Origin of the sequence: Acinetobacter sp. YH12135 (assembly GCF_013418565.1) — a bacterium.
Classification (GTDB): Bacteria; Pseudomonadota; Gammaproteobacteria; order Pseudomonadales; family Moraxellaceae; genus Acinetobacter; species Acinetobacter towneri.
Window position 1 is genome coordinate 19838 of record NZ_VPBU01000004.1, and the last position, 18348, is coordinate 38185.

General features: G+C 38.7%; 17 protein-coding genes. 8 read left to right on the forward strand and 9 right to left on the reverse strand.

Annotation, left to right across the window (positions count from 1 at the left end):
* Nucleotides 1–29: 29 nt before the first annotated feature.
* Both FTU70_RS03600 and FTU70_RS03605 read right to left on the reverse strand, forming a co-directional pair.
* The gene (locus FTU70_RS03600; RefSeq protein WP_180060046.1) at nt 30–1325 is read right to left on the reverse strand and encodes a Y-family DNA polymerase; all 1296 of its coding nucleotides are present in this window, start codon (nt 1323–1325) and stop codon (nt 30–32) included.
* 43 nt (nt 1326–1368) lie between these two features.
* The gene (locus FTU70_RS03605) at nt 1369–1983 is read right to left on the reverse strand and encodes a LexA family transcriptional regulator (RefSeq protein ID WP_179990444.1); all 615 of its coding nucleotides are present in this window, start codon (nt 1981–1983) and stop codon (nt 1369–1371) included.
* A 198-nt stretch (nt 1984–2181) separates the two neighbouring features.
* Here FTU70_RS03605 and FTU70_RS03610 point away from each other — a divergent pair, with 198 nt between their 5' ends.
* The 3 genes from FTU70_RS03610 (at nt 2182) to FTU70_RS03620 (ending at nt 5472) form a co-directional block, all read left to right on the forward strand.
* Complete coding sequence (locus FTU70_RS03610) at nt 2182–2763, forward strand: hypothetical protein (protein ID WP_004973810.1); 582 nt, start codon at nt 2182–2184, stop codon at nt 2761–2763.
* 92 nt (nt 2764–2855) lie between these two features.
* The gene (locus tag FTU70_RS03615; RefSeq protein WP_179994440.1) at nt 2856–4043 is read left to right on the forward strand and encodes a phosphotransferase enzyme family protein; all 1188 of its coding nucleotides are present in this window, start codon (nt 2856–2858) and stop codon (nt 4041–4043) included.
* Nucleotides 4044–4224: 181 nt separating this feature from the next.
* Nucleotides 4225–5472, forward strand: a complete 1248-nt coding sequence (locus tag FTU70_RS03620; protein ID WP_179988969.1) for an ISNCY family transposase — start codon at nt 4225–4227, stop codon at nt 5470–5472.
* Nucleotides 5473–5662: 190 nt separating this feature from the next.
* On the opposite strand, the gene FTU70_RS03625 is transcribed toward FTU70_RS03620, so the two are convergent.
* Nucleotides 5663–6121, reverse strand: a complete 459-nt coding sequence (locus FTU70_RS03625) for a DUF2147 domain-containing protein (RefSeq protein ID WP_004973733.1) — start codon at nt 6119–6121, stop codon at nt 5663–5665.
* A 422-nt stretch (nt 6122–6543) separates the two neighbouring features.
* Between FTU70_RS03625 and FTU70_RS03630 the strand changes: the two genes are divergently transcribed.
* From FTU70_RS03630 to FTU70_RS03645, 4 genes are all read left to right on the forward strand, one after another.
* Nucleotides 6544–8403: an ABC transporter ATP-binding protein gene (locus tag FTU70_RS03630; protein WP_167846013.1), complete on the forward strand. Its 1860-nt coding sequence runs from the start codon at nt 6544–6546 to the stop codon at nt 8401–8403.
* A gap of 227 nt (nt 8404–8630) precedes the next feature.
* Complete coding sequence (locus FTU70_RS03635) at nt 8631–9659, forward strand: AraC family transcriptional regulator (protein ID WP_096902549.1); 1029 nt, start codon at nt 8631–8633, stop codon at nt 9657–9659.
* 71 nt (nt 9660–9730) lie between these two features.
* Nucleotides 9731–10105, forward strand: a complete 375-nt coding sequence (gcvH, locus tag FTU70_RS03640; RefSeq protein WP_104851960.1) for a glycine cleavage system protein GcvH — start codon at nt 9731–9733, stop codon at nt 10103–10105.
* Nucleotides 10106–10398: 293 nt separating this feature from the next.
* Complete coding sequence (locus FTU70_RS03645; protein ID WP_179994186.1) at nt 10399–11589, forward strand: MFS transporter; 1191 nt, start codon at nt 10399–10401, stop codon at nt 11587–11589.
* A 123-nt stretch (nt 11590–11712) separates the two neighbouring features.
* On the opposite strand, the gene FTU70_RS03650 is transcribed toward FTU70_RS03645, so the two are convergent.
* On the reverse strand, nt 11713–12771 hold the full coding sequence (locus tag FTU70_RS03650; protein ID WP_104851962.1) for a 3-deoxy-7-phosphoheptulonate synthase: 1059 nt from the start codon (nt 12769–12771) through the stop codon (nt 11713–11715).
* 517 nt (nt 12772–13288) lie between these two features.
* On the reverse strand, nt 13289–14404 hold the full coding sequence (locus FTU70_RS03655; RefSeq protein WP_004973720.1) for an S-(hydroxymethyl)glutathione dehydrogenase/class III alcohol dehydrogenase: 1116 nt from the start codon (nt 14402–14404) through the stop codon (nt 13289–13291).
* A gap of 237 nt (nt 14405–14641) precedes the next feature.
* Between FTU70_RS03655 and FTU70_RS03660 the strand changes: the two genes are divergently transcribed.
* On the forward strand, nt 14642–16165 hold the full coding sequence (locus tag FTU70_RS03660) for a phospholipase D family protein (protein WP_180060048.1): 1524 nt from the start codon (nt 14642–14644) through the stop codon (nt 16163–16165).
* Between the two features lie 77 nt (nt 16166–16242).
* Here the strand turns inward: FTU70_RS03660 and FTU70_RS03665 are convergent, their stop codons facing one another.
* The 4 genes from FTU70_RS03665 to FTU70_RS03680 form a co-directional block, all read right to left on the reverse strand.
* On the reverse strand, nt 16243–16833 hold the full coding sequence (locus tag FTU70_RS03665; RefSeq protein ID WP_104851964.1) for a uracil-DNA glycosylase family protein: 591 nt from the start codon (nt 16831–16833) through the stop codon (nt 16243–16245).
* A gap of 32 nt (nt 16834–16865) precedes the next feature.
* Complete coding sequence (locus FTU70_RS03670; protein WP_154320746.1) at nt 16866–17318, reverse strand: XRE family transcriptional regulator; 453 nt, start codon at nt 17316–17318, stop codon at nt 16866–16868.
* A complete protein-coding gene (locus tag FTU70_RS03675; protein ID WP_004973580.1) occupies nt 17315–17458 on the reverse strand; it encodes a hypothetical protein in 144 nt (47 codons plus the stop codon). Before FTU70_RS03675 ends, FTU70_RS03670 begins: the two co-directional genes overlap by 4 nt.
* 80 nt (nt 17459–17538) lie before the next feature.
* The gene (locus FTU70_RS03680) at nt 17539–18249 is read right to left on the reverse strand and encodes an SGNH/GDSL hydrolase family protein (RefSeq protein ID WP_180060091.1); all 711 of its coding nucleotides are present in this window, start codon (nt 18247–18249) and stop codon (nt 17539–17541) included.
* Between the last annotated feature and the right edge of the window lie 99 nt (nt 18250–18348).

Sequence of the window (18348 nt, forward strand, 5' to 3'; positions counted from 1 at the left end):
GAGCTTTTTTTAACCCAATCAAATCACTGCTAATCGCCAAGTGCCAATAAACCTTCCCAACTAAAATAATTCGGGCTTAAATGACTGCGCTGCATCGCCCAAGTTCGATCTTGCAATTTACATGCACCAATGGCGAGTTTTTGCATACCAAATTTACTTTTCACCGTATCTAATACTTGCTGTAATTGTTCCTGTTTTTCAATGGCGTCAGTATCTGCAAGCAGGTCGTGAATATAACTTTGTTTAGGTTCAAGTCCCGTTAAAATCACACCACATTTTTTAAAGGCAACACCTTCTTGAAAAAGCGTTGTCACATGCTTCATTATGGCCTTATTCATGAGCAAAGCAGAATCTGTTGGCTCATTGAAAGCAATAGTGACCGATTGATTGTAAAAAACTTGGCGCGGATCAAAACGGTTAGATTGCGCAAAAATGATCATACAACCACATAAACTTTTTTCAGCTCTGAGCCTTTGCACAGCAGATTGTAAATAATCGCTCAAAGCTTCTGAAAGCGCATGAATATCTGTTACACGCTGCCCAAAAGAACGTGAGCTGATGATTTGCTGCTTACTTACGGTATTGTGCTCCAGTTCAATACATGCTGTACCTGTGAGTTCAAGAATGGTTTTTTTCATCAAAATAGAAAATTGGCGCTCCATTTGGTCTGGATTGCTTGTTGCTAGATCAAATACAGAACGGATACCCAATGATTGTAATTTTTTAGCGTTTTTGCGTCCCACACCCCAAACTTCAGCGGCATCAATGTGTTGAAACAAGGCTTCTTTGCTGCATAAATCCATATCCAGTAAATTACATACGCCGTTGAAATAGCGGTTTCGCTTAGCAAGATGATTGGCTAGTTTGGCTTCAGTTTTACTTTGACCAATACCAACACAAACAGGAAGAGCCAGCCATTTCCACAAGGTTGTTTTAATTTCCTGTGCAAGTGCGTTTAAATCGCGCTGAGAATATGAACTCAACTCAATAAAAGTTTCATCAATCGAATAAATTTCAACATCTTTGGCACTGACAAATTCTTGAATAATATTATTAAAACGTCTGGACATTTCTGCATAGAGCGCATAATTACTTGAAAAGACCGCAACATCATGTTGTTGAATTAATTCTTGAACTTGGTAAAAGGGCACAGCCATTTTAATGCCAAGTCGTTTGGCTTCTTCGGAACGTGACACCACGCAGCCATCGTTATTGGAAAGCACCACCACAGGACGATGATTCAGGTGTGGTTGAAACAACCGCTCACAGCTCACATAACAATTATTAATGTCAATGAGCGCAAAAACTTGCTCTAAAGCTTTCATGACTATTTTACTTATTCGGCTTTTTTATGCATTATTGTGGTGTTTAAACCATCAGGTTTTTCAAATTCCACGTGACCACAGCAAACACTTCAAAAGTTTGCCCATCTTTCAGGTAAATGCTGTCGTAGTCGGGGCTTTCTGCCTTGAGCCAAGCTTCGGGCAAAGTGGCAGGGTCGTAGTCTTCACCAAAATGTTCGGCCAATTCACTTTTGGACATTTTGGCTGTAATCATCAGGCGTTTAATAGTCAGGTCTTTTTGGTCGATTAATGCAACCACAATGCTGCGGTGTTTGGCTTCTTTACTGCGATCTACCAGTACAATATCGCCGTATTCAAGCCCTGCATTCACCATAGAGGTAGTGCGTACCACATTTAAAAAGGTCGCATTTTCATTAGAAATAAGATATTCATTCAGATCAATATTTTTATCAATATAGTCTTGAGCAGGCGAAGGAAAACCTGCAGGAATGGATTCTATTGTTACGGGAAGATGCAGCGTTTTTCTTTTAGCAAGCGCTTGAAAATCATGCTGATTCAGCAATTCAATTTGTTCAAGCAGGGCATTCAGGCTAGGGCTGGGTTTACCATCCGCACCCATGATTTTTTGTAATGACGCCCAAGCAGCGTCAGAGAAGTAAATAGGTAACTTCTTAGACATGAGATTACTCCTACGCAACGAGGCGTGTTTGAAGTGAAATTTGATGTGTTGATAGCATAGCTGAAAACATGATTAAGATTCAATCTACGTGGATAATTGATTGCTAGATATAGATCACACTCTACGATTGCATAGCTATACAAACACAAGCCTTTCCGTTAGGATTTTTCTATCGCAGCAGCATATTTAGAGATTGGCATGCATATTGTTGAAGACATTTATTTAACGAAAGAAGAAGTTGAATCTTTACTGTTGGGATTAATCAATTCACAACTTGAACCTGAGTTTTTAATGCAGGATTTCATTAAACATCAGGTCTGGTCTTTGGCTGAATATTTTAAGCAAAATACTGAACATGAAATTGATTTTGCGCAAATCAGTTGCCCGATTAAAGTCAAAGCGGAATATCAAAATCATCGTTTAAAACGTCATTTTCTGGTTGAGTTTCATCTGACCACCACACCTTTTTTTAATTATGAGCCAGAAGAAAATAGCGTGGCTTACTCCTACATGATGAAAGATTTTTATCTGACCGATATTATTTTTTATGATGCCTATACGGGTGAAAATTTGCAGGCTTGGATGCAAAAAAGATTCGTGATTTTGCAGGGTGAACGTGAAATAGAAGTGAATTCATTGTCATGGTATGCAGATTACAATTTGCCGCAAGTTACACAAAATATGGTGTCTTTTGTGAGTGAAGCTGCTTATGACACAGGTTTAGATCAGATTGTAGATGAAGTGAATTTGCGTTTACGACAAGCCAAGACCGTTAATTAAATAGCTATCATCTATCTAAAAAATGATTATTTGAAATGGATGGCAGGGAATATACGATTACACAATGCTGATCAGGTTAAGGAATATCGAAAATGACCACAATCACACATGATTTAGGTCATGGCATGGGGAATGACTGGGAATATAAAGATTGGGCACATCTGACTGTCTCAGAATTACACAACCTGCAACCGTATTACCCATGCTTGCAAGGGGGTATTCAAATTCTGTGGTGCAGTCCGCGCCCATTTTCATCAGCCGCAGTGATTGAAGTCACGCAGGATGCAGTCAGTACAGATAAAATAGGAAGTCGCTCGTATTTCATTAAACGCAGTCATCGTTCATTTCGTAATGCGCAAGATATTTTGCAAGAGCATGCTTTTTTGCGACATTTAGCCAGTAAAAACATTCCTGTTGCGACATTAATTGCCTCGAATTGCGGACTGACCGCTTTAGAAATGGGCGACTGGACTTATGAAGTCTACGAAAAAGCAGCAGGTTTTGACTTATATGTCGATCAGCAATCTTGGACGCCGTTTTTCTATACAGAACATGCTGCAAAAGTGGGAAGTTTGCTTGCCAAATTGCATGTCGCCATGCAGGATTTTCCTGAGTTACATGGCAGATCGGCGCGTTATTTAGTATCAAATCAGCAGCTTTTAGAAAGTGAAAATATTGTAACGGCTATTCAGCAACGTATTCAAAATAGCCCTGAATTGAGCCGTTATTTTGCCGATAAAAACTTAGACGCCGTTTTTTTAGAGCGTGTATCTCAGACGCATCATAAAATTAAGCATATATTGCAGCAGACCACTAAAATTTGGACGCATAATGATTTGCATGCTTCCAATCTGTTTTGGTCTGCGCAAAGTGCCGATGCCAATATTACAGCGGTAATTGATTTTGGCTTATCAGATCGAAATTCAGCGCTTTATGACCTTGCGGTCACGATTGAGCGTAACTTTATAGATTGGTTAGCTTTAGAACATACATTACAAATCAATATTGACGAAGCGGGTTTAAGCGCGTTTTTACAGGCGTATTTTGCAGAGATACATCCACAACAAGACTTTAGCATTTTGCCCGAATTGCTAAAAATTGTGCATTTGGATTTCGCATTTTCAGAGCTTGAATATTTTGTCGGAATTACCCAAAACCTGAAACATGCCGATGCTGCTTATTATGATTGGATTGTTGGGCATGTAAATTGGTTTTTTGCAGAGCAAGGACAGCAATTTACCCAGACTTTTACTCGATTAATTCAACGCGAATTGTCATAATCTGCACAGCTAAATGCAGGGTGCTGTCTTCAGATATCTTATTTAACATAATATAGATTATACGCAATTGAATTGTAACTCCAAAATAGAAATGTCCGGTTTCTCCAAAGTAAAAATGTCCGCTTTTAGAATACGCACTTTTTGCGATTTTCTTAGCGGACGGTTTGTTATGTTGGTATCTATGTCGGATAAAGAACTTAAAAGATTGTCGGTCTTGCAGGAAATCTGTGATCAACGCATAACCCAGTCCCAGGCTGCTCAGTTATTACATATCTCAGAACGTCAGATCAGACGCTTATTGCAAAAATATAAAGCTCAAGGTCCTGCTGCATTAGCACATGCTGCTCGTGGTTTCGGTCCCACTTTAGCACATGAAAAGCTGACTACCATTCATGGATTTGATATTTCGGTAGAAACCCTGCGTTCTTGGATGATTGCAGCCAATTTATGGATTCCTCGTCATAAACGTCTGAAACGCCCGTATCAGCCTCGTTATAATCGAGACTGTTATGGTGAATTGGTCCAAATCGATGGCTCACATCATGACTGGTTTGAAGGACGAGCACCTAAGTGCTGTTTGCTGGTATTTATCGATGATGCAACTGGTAAATTGCAGCATTTACGCTTCTGTGAATCAGAATCAGCCTTTGACTATATGATTTCAACACGCCTGTATGTCGAACAGCATGGTAAACCTTTAGCATTTTACAGTGATAAGCACTCAGTTTTTAGAGTCAATCAAAGCAGCAAGAAAGACACCAAGATTACGCAATTTGGACGCGTACTCAGTAGTCTCACTATTGATATTATCTTTGCCAACTCACCACAGGCCAAAGGACGTGTGGAACGCGCCAACAGAACTCTGCAGGATCGCCTGATCAAGGAAATGCGTTTGGAAGGCATCTGCTCAATTACCGAGGCCAATGCTTGGCTGCCCTGCTTCATTGAGCAGTTCAATCAGAAGTTTGCCAAGTGTGCGAGAAACTCGAAGAACTTGCATCGACCTTTAACGGAATCTGATGCTGAGCTAGAGGATATTTTTACCTGGCAGGAACCGCGTAAGGTCACGAAGAATCTGACTATCACGTATGACAAGTGTATTTATATGCTTGAGCCAACACCACTGAACCACAAACTTGTTGGGCAATACATAACATTTTTAGAGTATCCAGATGGTACTGTGGCCATCATGCACGAAGGACGGAAGATCAACTACAGTATTTTCAATAAACTGGCTAGACTGCAGCAGAATGAAGTAGTTAAGAATAAAAGATTAGGTGCGGTTCTGGCCCATATCCAGCAACAACATGAAGAGTTGGAAAAACAAAATAAAAGTTCCCGTGCCAAGAAAAGTATGCCGAGTCGTAAAGCTCAGAAAGTTGTTATTGAACAAAGAAATTTAAATCCTGTTCTTGACTCTTGCAGTTAAAAACAGGCCATTTTAAATGGTTTATCGCATAGACATTTTAATTGGTGAATAACATGAATATATTAAGCAATTGATATATATGGGTTTATTTTGAGTGTTCGGTGTCTCAATTTATCTTATCATTCACAAAAAGATAAAAAGCTACTCAATCTTTCAATCAAGTAGCTTCAAAAATACGCCGTACAATCTGTTAAAGTTTTTTCCAAGTCATCGTGCTAATCGCATTCGCGCTCTTGGCTTTGCCATATACTTTCATTTGATTATTCGCCGCATTTAATTGAGCATCAATTTTATAGACATAACCATCTTTCGGGTTAATCCATTGTCCTTGCGAAAATTGTTTTGGATTTGAATTTGCTACCAAGCCTTCTAATGCCTGCATGCCTTTTATGGGCTGATTCTTTAAGTTGCCTTGGCATTTACTGCATACCTCTAATTGAATTGTGCCTACCGATAACAAATTTCGAGTAATTACAGCACTATATTCCGAAGTTTTAGAGTTCTTACGAATCACAATTTCTGCAACATAATGCCCTGTATGATCATCAATGACTTTCCATGTACCAATCAATGGATCAAATGGCATGGCTTGAGCAGGAAAAATAAATCCCAAATATAGTGCAATTGCACCTAAAAAATTACGCATCATAAAAATATCAACTTAAAACCAATTTACAGCACGGTTGTGCTAAAAATGGGCGTGATTATAGCAATCAATGTTGAATTTAAATTAATTTTTTCATTAAAATTAAATGTTTATATGCTATTGGCTCGATGAAATATCATTAAAAATGTGAACCAATACGCTTTTTGTGGATGGATAATTTTTGATGTGTTGCAGCTTTATGTATAAAAGTGAATCTATAACGTGATTTTGTATGCAAATTAATCATCTATATTTCTATTTTCAACATTTGCTGTGTTATGGCGTAAACTAGACCTACAAGCTGTATCACTATAAGTTAAGAAATATTCACAGGAATGCTCTTAACTTTATCCTAAGTTTTTTGTTTTTACTGTCTTAAATTTATCTATCTTTAAATTTAGGTTTAGTCATCAAGGTAACATCGTATGCTCAAGTGGTTCGAGAAACTTATAGATCCTTATCCAAATAAAGGTTTGACCGAACCCTTGCCAACCACGTTTTTTGCCTTTGTTTGGCAAGCAGCTTCAGGTGTACGTCCATATTTATTGTTATTGGTTTTATGTACTGCAGGCGCTGCCAGCTTTGAAGCTTTGCTATATGCAAAAATTGGCGATTTAGTCACATGGCTTAGTCAAAGTCAGCCAGATACTTTCCTTGCGCAACATCAGCAGAACCTTACTTTGCTGTTTTGTATTTTATTGGCCAATATCTTTTTTGCCAGTGCGCAGTCAATTGTGAAGCATCAAATGTTATACAGTGGTTTTCCAATGCGTTTGCGTTGGCGTTTCCACAATTTAATGTTGCAACAAAGTCTGGATTTTTTCCATAATGATTTTGCAGGAAGACTCTCTGCCAAAGTCATGCAAACCGCCTTAGCAGTACGTGAGTTTTGGGTCATTTTGGGCGATATGCTTGCCTATGTATTCATTTACTTTATTACGATTAGTCTGGTATTGGGCGCAATTTCTCCAATGCTCATTTTGCCGTTATTGCTATGGTTGGCTTTATTTATTCTTGCAGCAGCTTATTTTATTCCGCGTTTGAGCAAAGTATCTAATGAACAAGCCGATGCACGTGCGGTGATGACAGGACGCGTGACCGATGCTTATACCAATATTCAAACCGTAAAATTATTTGCGCATGCAGGTCGCGAAAGCCAATATGCCAAAGCGTCGATGCAAGAATTTATGTTGACGGTTTATAAACAAATGCGTTTGGGCGCTCAATATGAAATCAGCATCAATTTATTAAGCGTGGTGTTGTATGTGGGCGTTTTAGGTACAGCAATTTGGCTCTGGTTAAATGGCCGTGCAGAATTGGGGATTATTGCTGCCACTACAGCCATGATTCTTAAACTCAACAGTATTGCCGAGTTTATGATGTGGCAAACCTCTGCCCTGTTTGAAAATGTCGGCACCATTCAAGATGGTATGAAAACTCTCGGACGTCCAATTGCGATTCAAGACAAAGCCGATGCAAAACCATTACAAGTTGCTCAGGGCGAAATTCAGTTTAAAGATGTCAGTTTTGCTTATAACAGTAAAAACGTGATTGATCAGTTTAATCTGCATATTCGTGCAGGCGAAAAAATTGGTATCGTGGGACGTTCAGGCGCAGGTAAATCGACCTTAATTCAATTGCTTTTACATTTTTATGAGCTTAAACACGGCTCAATTATGATTGATGGGCAAAATATTGAAGATGTGACCCAAGACAGTTTGCGTAAAAATATTGCACTTGTGACTCAAGATACTTCGCTATTACACCGTACTGTGGCTGAAAATATTAAATATGGTCGTCCTGACGCGACTGATGCAGAAATGTTTGAAGCTGTACGCAAAGCCAAAGCCGAAGAATTTATTCCACAATTGACCGATTTACGTGGCAAAAAAGGCTATGAAGCCTACGTGGGCGAACGGGGTGTTAAACTTTCAGGTGGACAACGTCAACGTATTGCCATTGCCCGTGTTTTCTTAAAAGATGCGCCTATTTTAATTTTAGATGAAGCCACCAGTGCGCTCGACTCTGAGGTTGAAGCGGCAATTCAATCGAGCCTCGATGAACTCATGCAAGGTAAAACTGTAATCGCGATTGCACACAGACTATCTACCATTGCACAAATGGATCGTTTAATTGTGCTCGATCAAGGACGTATTGCAGAACAAGGTACGCATGATGAACTGGTGGCTATGAACGGAATTTATGCACAACTTTGGCAGCGTCAAACAGGTGGTTTTTTAATTGAACAAGATAAAATCGTAAAACCATCGACTGATAAAAATTAGCATCTCCAGCAACTTTGCTGTAACTCAGGCTTTGATGAAATGCAGATTTATCGCATATAGTCAAAGCCTGTTTTGTCTAACAATTTCCATAGAATTTCTTTAATTTTCATGCCAAGATGCAATATGTCATCTACGTTCTTATGTCGCCGTTTGGCAAACTAAGATATGCATAGATGACAGTCGCTAAGGCAAATTAAAATAAAATTAGCAAATGCAATGGAACATGCATGAAAACAATATCAGCACGTCAGGAACAAGGTGTTCCAGGGGTTTATGGCTTATTGGTTTTGGATGTTGTATCCCGTTGGGGTTATAACGCAGATACCTTATTTGCACCATTTCAACTCAATAGCGAAATGTTGGCAGACCCAGAATGTCGTATTCCTACACCTATTGCCAATGAGTTGGTTAAACATGCTTTAAAACTTACAGGCGAATCGACGCTCGGTTATCATCTTGGTACGCAAATGCGCATTTCTATTCATGGCTTTATTGGCTATGCGATTATGACTGCGCATGAAATTAGTGATGCGCTGATTTTAGCCAATCGTTTTATTCAACTGCGTATGCCCTTTTTACAATTGTTTTTCTCGACTTTTGGCGAAAAAGCCAGTCTGCAATTGCAGTGTGATATTCACATGGAACCTTTACGCACAGAAATCGCCATCGCTTTAATTATTGGCATGATCACCATGAGTAAAGCCATGACAGGTACAGAACACTTTACGGGCGAAGTCGATTTTGACTTCCCAAAACCTGCGGGTTTTGATCAATATTTTGCGAAATTTCCTTATCATCAATTCCGTTTTGATCAGCCGTATTTAGGTTTAAGTTTTGATAAGCAATATCTGGGCTTAAAAATGATTAATGCCGATCCTATTGCCAGTCAAATTGCGATTAATCAATGTGAAGCTGAGCTTTCAGCTTTAGGTGAACGTCGCCGAATTTCTATGCGGGTGCGTGATATTTTAACTCATGCAGAACAGCATTATTTAAGCATTGAAAATGTTGCCGACTATCTACACATGTCCGACCGCACACTCAAACGTCAACTGGCTGCAGAAGGTACTTCATTTTCAAACTTGGTCGATGAAGTCCGTTATCGACATGCGACTTCCCTGCTTTCCCGTACCGACTACACGCTAGAACAAATTGCCGATGAATTGGGTTATAGCGATGTGGCTAATTTTAGTCGTGCTTTTAAACGCTGGAGTGGACGCAGTCCGAGCAATTGGCGTAAAGATCCGTATTTATAAACTTTTGTTTTTGGCAAAAAGCATGTATAAAACATGGCAAAAAGATTCGATACAATTTAAGGAGTTATCAAATGAATCACCCTGCTGAATTAAAATATGCAAGAACACATGAATGGGTGCGTATTGAAGGTGATTTGATCGTCACAGGTATTTCAGACCATGCACAAGATGCTTTAGGCGATTTGGTCTATGTAGAAGCACCTGAAGTTGGTCAAAAAGTAATTGCGGGTGAACAAGCAGGTGTGGTTGAGTCTGTTAAAACAGCTTCAGATATTCACGCCCCTGTTTCAGGCGAAGTAGTTGAAGTGAATAGCAATTTAGAAGATGACCCTGATTTTGTGAATGATGAACCGTATGGCAAAGGCTGGATTTATAAAATCAAACCAGACAATATGGCAGATGTAGAACAGCTTTTATCAAGTGCAGACTATGAATCTGGCTTATAAGCCTTAAATTTGCAGCGTTTAATCGCTCAAATTCAAAGAAATCAGCTTCGGCTGATTTTTTTTGTATTGCAACTTTAGAAAATAAACCTAATTATCTTTATTTGATAAAATAATTAAAATAATTGCATTAAAATCTAATTTTAAGTTCAATTTTATTGAATAGCTGTACTTTTCACATAAATGGGTTTATTATTTTTTGCATGATCTCGCGGTGTGATGATTTCCAATAACAAAGCATCTGTATAACAAAGTACACATTACACGCTGCTCCACTCACCATATAGGTTTAAATTATGTCTGCTATAAATGCTGAACATTTATGGAATAAGTCGTTTATTCTCTGCTTATTCAATAACTTGTTCTTATTCATATTTTATTTTGCGCAAACGACAGTTTTGCCTATTTATATTGTGAATGAGTTGGGTGGTAGCTTGTCACAGGCAGGTTTAGCCATGACTTTGTTTATGTTATCTGCAATCGCGATTCGCCCATTTAGCGGTTTGATTATTGAAAAATTTGGTGTAAAGAAAACCTTATATGTTTCTGAAATCATGTTTTGTCTGTGTAGCGTGGCATACATTTTTGTAGATAGTTTACTGTTTCTACTCGTACTGCGTTTTTTACATGGGATTTGGTTCAGCATTGTCACCACAGTTACCGTCCCTATTGCCAATAACTTTATTCCAGACAGTCGCAAAGGTGAAGGTATGGGCTATTTTTTGGTGTCAGTAAATTTAGGGATTGTATTGGGACCTTTAATTGGTTTAAGTCTGATTCAAAGTGTTTCTTATGCCAGTATTTCTACCTTACTATCCGTCAGTGTTTGGGTAGGTTTCGCCTTCTGTTTAATGATTCCAATTGCGACCCAAAAAGTAAAAACTGAAACAACACCTAAACGTAAATTAGGGCTTCAAGATTTTGTAGAGAAAAAAGCAATTCCTGTATCACTCATGGCGATGATGGTTTCTTTCGCGTATGCCAGTATTATGTCATTTATTTCCACCTTTGCAGAATCACGCAATATGCTGTCTTATGCGAGTTTATTCTTCGTGATATTTGCAGTTTCGATGATGATTTTGCGCCCAATTACAGGCAAAATTTATGATCGTAAAGGGGCGAGTTATGTGATTTATCCTGCAATTATATTATTTGCTTTAGGATTAATTGTCTTGAGTCAGGTACACAGTGTATTCGGTTTTATGTTGGCTGCTGCATTAATTGGTGTAGGGTTCGGGTCTGCCCAACCTTGCCTGCAAACCATTTCAATTCAACGCTCCCCTAAAGATCGTATTGGTCATGCCACATCTACGTATTTTTGTTGTTACGATATTGGTATCGCCTTAGGCGCGTTAATTCTAGGTTGGATTATTGCGGGTTATGACTATACCGCAGCGTATTTGCTCTGTGCTGTTGTGACCTTAATCAGTTTAATTTTCTATAAATTTGTTGTGGCTAAACAACCTAATGCAGATATTCAGGCTTAGTTTTTAATAGCAGCAAAAGAATTGTTATTTTAAAAACTAATCTAAGAAGAGTTGATTTTTAAATACTCTCCCACCCAAAAAACCTGAAATTTCAGGTTTTTTGGGTTTCTGGAGTTTTATTTTTTATGCAGTTTTAGCCAAAACCTGACGATTTAAGCTTTCAGCGACCTCAATAAGCAGTTGTTCAGTCTTATCCCAACCCAAGCAGCCATCGGTAACAGATTGACCATAAGTCATCTCGCAAGAAATCTTTTGATTTCCATCCACCAAATGACTTTCTAACATGATGCCACGGACTTGCGTCTGTTCACGTTCTGCCACAATGGTACGCAAGACTTGCGGTTGTTGTTGTGGGTCTTTATGGCTGTTACCGTGACTACAGTCAATAATCAATGCAGGCAACTGCCCTTTGGCTTTGTGCTGAATTTTCTCAATTTCTGCCAATTGATAATTTGGCCCTGAATTTGCGCCACGTAAAATTAAATGCGCGTGTGGATTACCTTGTGATGACAAAATAGCAGGTAAACCCGACTGGCTCATTCCCATGAATTGATGTGGATGACTTGCCGATTGAATTGCATCTAATGCAATTTGAATTGAGCCATCAGTTCCGTTTTTGAAACCAATGCTATACGGCATGGCGCTAGAAATTTCACGGTGAATTTGTGATTCACTGGTACGTGCGCCAATTGCACCCCAAGCCAGTACATCATCAAAATATCCCGTTGCCATTGGGCTTAAAATTTCAGAAGCAATTGGTAAACCCATTTCTATAATTTGTAGATACAGTTCACGTGATTTTTCTAAGCCTAATTGCATGTTTGCAGAGCCATCTAAGTCTGGGTCATACAAAAAGCCTTTCCAGCCTACCGTAGTACGTGGCTTTTCGATATAGGCGCGCATCACCAAGAAAATTTGATCTGAAACTTGGCTTTGTAATTGTTTTAATTTTTCTGCGTATTCGAGTGCTGCTTGCGGATCATGAATTGAACAAGGTCCTGTAATGACCAATAAGCGAGGGTCTGTGCCCGCTAAAATGTTCTGAATAATCTGTCGATGTTGTGCGATTTGTTGTTTTAGCGCAGATGAAAGTGGGAGTTGCGCTTTGAGTTGATGCGGTAAACTTAAACTAATTTCAGTATTGTTGGTCTGTTGTTGTAAAGCAGTATTTAAAGCATTCATTGGTCTGTTCCTTTGGACTGTTTCTCTTTTTTACAGTCCGATCATTTATTTCAGCGTTATGGGTCTAATGGATTGCAAGGTTTGAGTCATAGATTGACTAAAGTAAAACCAATAAAAGTTGCTAAAGTATGAATAATTAACGTTGTACATGATTAAATCTCCGAAAAACCTATAAAATTCAAAACACCAGACATAAAAAAACCTGATCAGGGTTGCCGATCAGGTATTAACTGGTGGGCAACCTTTTGCCCGAACGCGACTCAGGCAATCATTGAAACTGCCAAAAGTAATAGTAAGCGTTTGCGATTAAAGGTTGCTTTAACATCTTGTTTTCATCAAAAAATGAGCTGTTAAAATTAAAATACGCCGTATTGTTCCGTTTGGCAATCCTTTTTGTAAAATAATTTTTATTGGATGTATTTATTAAAATTAAGCTGCTGTTTTAGCGAATCCAGGGGTTAAAAAAACCAAGCCGAAGCTTGGTTTTTGTTGGGTCTTTATTTAAGCGCGTTACTCATCATTGATCAAAATGAATCACACTACGAATAGATTTACCCTCATGCATTAAATCAAAGGCTTCATTAATTTGGTCTAGCCCCATGGTGTGCGTTACAAATGGTTCGAGTTGAATATCACCCTTCATGGCTTCTTCAACCATGCCTGGCAATTGCGAACGACCTTTTACACCACCAAACGCAGTTCCTTTCCAAGTACGACCTGTCACCAATTGGAATGGACGAGTTGAAATTTCCTGACCTGCACCTGCAACACCAATAATAATGGATTGTCCCCAACCACGATGCGCACATTCCAAAGCGGAACGCATCACATTGGTATTTCCAATACATTCAAAAGAATGATCTACGCCCCAACCTGTTTTTTCCACAATGACTTCCTGAATTGGGCGGTCATAATCTTTTGGATTTAAGAATTCGGTTGCACCAAATTGTTCTGCCAATTTGAATTTCTCTGGGTTGGTATCAATGGCGATAATACGGCTGGCTTTGGCTTTATGCGCACCTTGCACAACTGCTAAACCAATACCACCTAAGCCAAATACCGCAACGGTATCGCCTTCTTGGACTTTTGCAGTATTTTTAACTGCACCTAAACCAGTTGTAACACCGCAACCTAATAAGCAAACTTGCTCATGATTGGCTTCAGGATTAATTTTTGCTAAAGATACTTCAGCAACTACCGTATATTCACTAAAGGTTGAACAGCCCATGTAGTGATAAATCGGTTGTCCATTATAAGAAAAACGTGTCGTGCCATCAGGCATTAAACCTTTACCTTGTGTCGCACGTACGGAAACGCATAGGTTGGTTTTACCAGATTTACAGAATAAACATTCGCCACATTCTGCTGTGTAAAGCGGAATCACATGATCGCCTGGTTGAACACTGGTCACACCCTCACCAACTTCAACCACAATACCTGCACCTTCATGGCCAAGAACTGCAGGGAAAACACCTTCAGGATCTTCACCCGATAAGGTAAATGCATCGGTATGGCATACCCCTGTGTGGGTAATTTTGACCAAGACTTCTCCAGCCTGCGGCGGTGCAACATCAATTTCAACAATTTCAAGCGGCTGACCTGGGCCGAATGCGACGGCTGCACGTGATTTCATGAGCAAATTATCCCTAAAAAATACATTAACAGATGATAAGGGGCTGCTGACAATTCGTCTATGTTTGCGATGTGAGAGAGATATCTCGCAAGCTATTTATAAAATATCAACAGACTCTCACAATACCCTCTTTCTATTCAGAGTTTCAAGCATTAACATGAGGATAATCTCCATGTATAAATACAGAATGACTTAAGAATAATCATGAAGATCCAAAGACCTTGTTGCTGGCTTGGAATGTTGGCTTTTTTCGCTATTTTACTGACAGGATGCAGTTTACCGATGAATCAAGCGAGCAAAGATAGCCCTGTTGAGCATTATGTAGATCATTGGCTGAATGGTCAGGAAATTGATGCACATTTATCCCAAAATTTAACAGCGTATCTTTCTCTAAATGATGCCTTTAGTAGCATCGCCTCGCGTTTATATTTGATTCAAAAAGCACAGCACCATTTAGATTTACAATATTACATTTGGGAAGATGATTTAATTGGTCAGTTGATGTTGGCTGAACTGCTCAAAGCAGCAGATCGTGGTGTAAAAGTTCGTTTATTAATTGATGATCAAAATGGTACGCAACTTGATCCAACCTTAAAACGGCTTGCTCAGCATCCTAATTTTGAAATAAAAATTTTCAATCCGTACAAATATCGGCATTTTCGTGTGATGGATTATTTGTTTCGTTTTAAACAAATCAATCGCCGTATGCACAATAAACTAATTATTGCCGATGGGGCGATTGCCGTGACAGGTGGGCGTAATATTAGCCGTGAATATTTTGATGCCAGTGAAAATTTTCAATTTACTGATATGGATATTCTATTCTATGGCAGTGCTGTCCCCCAAACCAATGCCGTGTTTTTAGAGTTTTGGAATGACGAACTAAGCTATTCAGTAAAGCAATTATTAGGCACAGGCAACGCGTTGCAATTGAGAGAATTGCGTAATCGCTATGAATTAAATGCCAAATATAAAGATAAAATTCGTGAACGTGTGGCTAACGCGCAAGAAGAAGTCAGCATCAAATTAGAACAACATCCTGTACAGTGGGTATGTGCGCATTTTGTGGCAGATTCTCCGAATAAAATTCGGGGTACAGCTCAAGGCGAGCAACTGATTTACAAACAAATGTTAAAGTTAATGGGTGAGCCCAAACAACATTTAGAACTGGTTTCTGCCTATTTTGTCCCAACAGAAGATGGTCTTAAAACACTCACTCAACTGGCTGAAAAAGGAATACAGATACGTGTATTGACCAATTCATTTTTAGCCAATGATGTGCCTTTGGTACATGCATTTTATCAGCAGTATCGCGTAGATTTACTTAAATCAGGTATTCGTTTATATGAATTTAAGCCTTATATTGAACGAAAAAAGCGTACTTGGTATGAAGTTGCAACGGGTAACGTAATTCCTGCCAAAGGCAAAAACGCCTCGAGTTTACATGCCAAATTCTTTGATATAGATGGCATGGTCTTTGTAGGTTCTTTTAACCTTGATCCTCGTTCTGCAAAATTAAATACCGAAGTTGGCTTGGTGTTAGAGTCTGAACAATTGCAAAACGATGTTTCTCAATCTTTAGACCGCTATTTGCCACAAATTGCGTATGAACTGCAATTAGACGAAAACGGTCAAATTATTTGGTTAGATCATCAGGCAGATGGCAGTATTCAAACGTATCATCATGATCCTGAAACCACACAGTTTCAGCGTTTTATGATGAAAACAGTTTCATTATTCCCTATTGAATGGATGATGTAATGACAATAGATAGACATTAATTATGGAAGCGTATTTTTCTTTCTCTGCCATCACTGTCTACAATTATTTAAAGTTACTTATAGTAAGCCTATTTCTTTAAATAAGTTAAAATACGCTTCTGCCTTTTTCTCTAAAGCTAAAGGATAGGCTCGTGAAGATGAAGGCATCCGATATAAATGCAGCTCACGCTTGGCAAAATAGCAATGTGTCGCCTGCCCAATTTGAGGTTTTTCGGCAGATTCAGGCATAGATAACATGAGTGTATCAGTCGCTTTATCGCCTGTGGTCATAATGCTTTGACATAAAGGTATCTTGCTTAAAAGTGCTGCAATATCCATTGGTTTTTCAATCTGTAAAAATTTGTCTGATGCATTGCCTTTTAAGCGAATCACCTGCTGCGCCGTATCTGAAATAGCAATGCCAGTGGTGTTTAAAAAATCAATAATTTTATGAAGATGAAAATTTTTAGCTTCTAAATCTAAAAAGTAGTTTTTATCTTGAAAAAAGCATAAGCCCAAAATTCGCCACATATCATTTTGATAATTCGGATAATAAAAATCCATTTTCCAACGGCTTTTAGGTGGTGGAAAACTCCCAAGCATTAACAGCTTGGCATTGGCTGGTAAAAAGGGTTCGAGTGGATGGGTTTCTATTTTAGAATCAGACATTTATAGATTGAACCTTTGGTCTTTAAATTAAGCTAAGACATTGCAGTACGAGCAACTTCATAATGATTTTTATGTAACTTCCCTTGATTGAATAACCATGTCGCAACTTCTGGCCAAAAATACATTGCAGATCTAGATGCAAGTCCATACATCGGACGTGGAAAGTTTCCGTCACCACGTTTATTTTGCGCATATAAAGATAATGCTTGACGAGTCATTCCAGCACGTTCAGCCATTACTGCCAAAGTTGAATAACCTTGCTCTTCTACTATCAGATCATGAAATCCTAATGAGCGAATATTGTCTAATGCTGAGTGAATCGCTTGTTCTGCATTTTCAGCTTCACGGTCAAACTCAAGATAAATTGTATCGTTATAACTGCAAACTAATGCATCATCACAACCCGCTTCAAAGAACTTATCTTCTAGCACAGACAGATCAGAACGTGCGTCACGTACCACAACAGTAAAGTGATAGTTATTCATAGTTCATCTCCATGACATTGCTTTACTTTACGCAAGATTTGTTTTGCATGTGCTGATTTACCTGAATCGACAACATCCCAGCCGTTTTCAATCGCATATTCAATTGCTTCGCGAATATGTTTATTGGGATGTTTCTTCATATTTTCATTCTGCTTGATGATTTAATTATAATTTAGTGTTGACGATTGTTAACACTATACCATTATTTAAGTTAATTTACCTAAAACCACTCCAAAATCCTATCCGAGACTTCTTTCCCCCAAATCTGGTAAATTTCTTTACTTGGATGAAAACCATCTTTTGCCATTTCTAAATTCATGGATTGATATTTTCGAATATCATATTCAATCCACTGCATATCTTCTTGTTGTGCAATCATTTTTTCTAATTGTAAGTTCATTTGTTTTACGTATTGTCCAAATAGCCAAGATAATGGATTGGGCAATGCGGGAAATAAATGCATTGGTGGAACCCCCGTAGCAATGATTAATTCAGGTTGGAATTTCGCTTGAATAAGTTGATAAAAATGTTGCTGTTGTTTAATCCAAGTCTGTGCCGACATTAAGCGTGTTACATCGTTGACACCAAAAGAAGTAACCACAACATCATATTTTTGATTTACCAGTTTTTTCGTTTTTTGAATGACTTGTGAGGTAGTATCTCCAGACTGCGCCTCTAAACGCCAATGTACTTGGTACTGATGCTGCAAAGCAGAAATCACCGCACCTAAAAGCGCATCATTTTGATGTGCTACCCCAACGCCTGCAGCGGCAGAATCGCCTAAAATCAATAATGACAGCGTTTGCCCTTGCCCTGTAATACCTTCTCGTGCGCCTTCGGCTTCAGGCAATCGGATCGTGTTCTTTTTAACACGACTTCCCTGAATCACCAAAGCGGGAATTAAGGCAAGGGTTGCTGTTCTAAGCCACATCACATTTCACTCTTAAATACGAAAACCGAAAATACAAATTTTAAACCCAAACAAAAGTAGAGACTCAAATATAAAAATAGCATCGTGTCATTTAAAGTG

What these genes read in the sequence shown, in the direction of transcription:
- FTU70_RS03600 (WP_180060046.1), bottom strand. Translation starts at nt 1,325, where the DNA reads ATGAAAGCTTTAGAGCAAGTTTTTGCGCTCATTGACATTAATAATTGT.
- FTU70_RS03605 (WP_179990444.1), bottom strand. Translation starts at nt 1,983, where the DNA reads ATGTCTAAGAAGTTACCTATTTACTTCTCTGACGCTGCTTGGGCGTCA.
- FTU70_RS03610 (WP_004973810.1), top strand. Translation starts at nt 2,182, where the DNA reads ATGCATATTGTTGAAGACATTTATTTAACGAAAGAAGAAGTTGAATCT.
- FTU70_RS03615 (WP_179994440.1), top strand. Translation starts at nt 2,856, where the DNA reads ATGACCACAATCACACATGATTTAGGTCATGGCATGGGGAATGACTGG.
- FTU70_RS03620 (WP_179988969.1), top strand. Translation starts at nt 4,225, where the DNA reads ATGTCGGATAAAGAACTTAAAAGATTGTCGGTCTTGCAGGAAATCTGT.
- FTU70_RS03625 (WP_004973733.1), bottom strand. Translation starts at nt 6,121, where the DNA reads ATGATGCGTAATTTTTTAGGTGCAATTGCACTATATTTGGGATTTATT.
- FTU70_RS03630 (WP_167846013.1), top strand. Translation starts at nt 6,544, where the DNA reads ATGCTCAAGTGGTTCGAGAAACTTATAGATCCTTATCCAAATAAAGGT.
- FTU70_RS03635 (WP_096902549.1), top strand. Translation starts at nt 8,631, where the DNA reads ATGAAAACAATATCAGCACGTCAGGAACAAGGTGTTCCAGGGGTTTAT.
- gcvH (WP_104851960.1), top strand. Translation starts at nt 9,731, where the DNA reads ATGAATCACCCTGCTGAATTAAAATATGCAAGAACACATGAATGGGTG.
- FTU70_RS03645 (WP_179994186.1), top strand. Translation starts at nt 10,399, where the DNA reads ATGTCTGCTATAAATGCTGAACATTTATGGAATAAGTCGTTTATTCTC.
- FTU70_RS03650 (WP_104851962.1), bottom strand. Translation starts at nt 12,771, where the DNA reads ATGAATGCTTTAAATACTGCTTTACAACAACAGACCAACAATACTGAA.
- FTU70_RS03655 (WP_004973720.1), bottom strand. Translation starts at nt 14,404, where the DNA reads ATGAAATCACGTGCAGCCGTCGCATTCGGCCCAGGTCAGCCGCTTGAA.
- FTU70_RS03660 (WP_180060048.1), top strand. Translation starts at nt 14,642, where the DNA reads ATGTTGGCTTTTTTCGCTATTTTACTGACAGGATGCAGTTTACCGATG.
- FTU70_RS03665 (WP_104851964.1), bottom strand. Translation starts at nt 16,833, where the DNA reads ATGTCTGATTCTAAAATAGAAACCCATCCACTCGAACCCTTTTTACCA.
- FTU70_RS03670 (WP_154320746.1), bottom strand. Translation starts at nt 17,318, where the DNA reads ATGAATAACTATCACTTTACTGTTGTGGTACGTGACGCACGTTCTGAT.
- FTU70_RS03675 (WP_004973580.1), bottom strand. Translation starts at nt 17,458, where the DNA reads ATGAAGAAACATCCCAATAAACATATTCGCGAAGCAATTGAATATGCG.
- FTU70_RS03680 (WP_180060091.1), bottom strand. Translation starts at nt 18,249, where the DNA reads ATGTGGCTTAGAACAGCAACCCTTGCCTTAATTCCCGCTTTGGTGATT.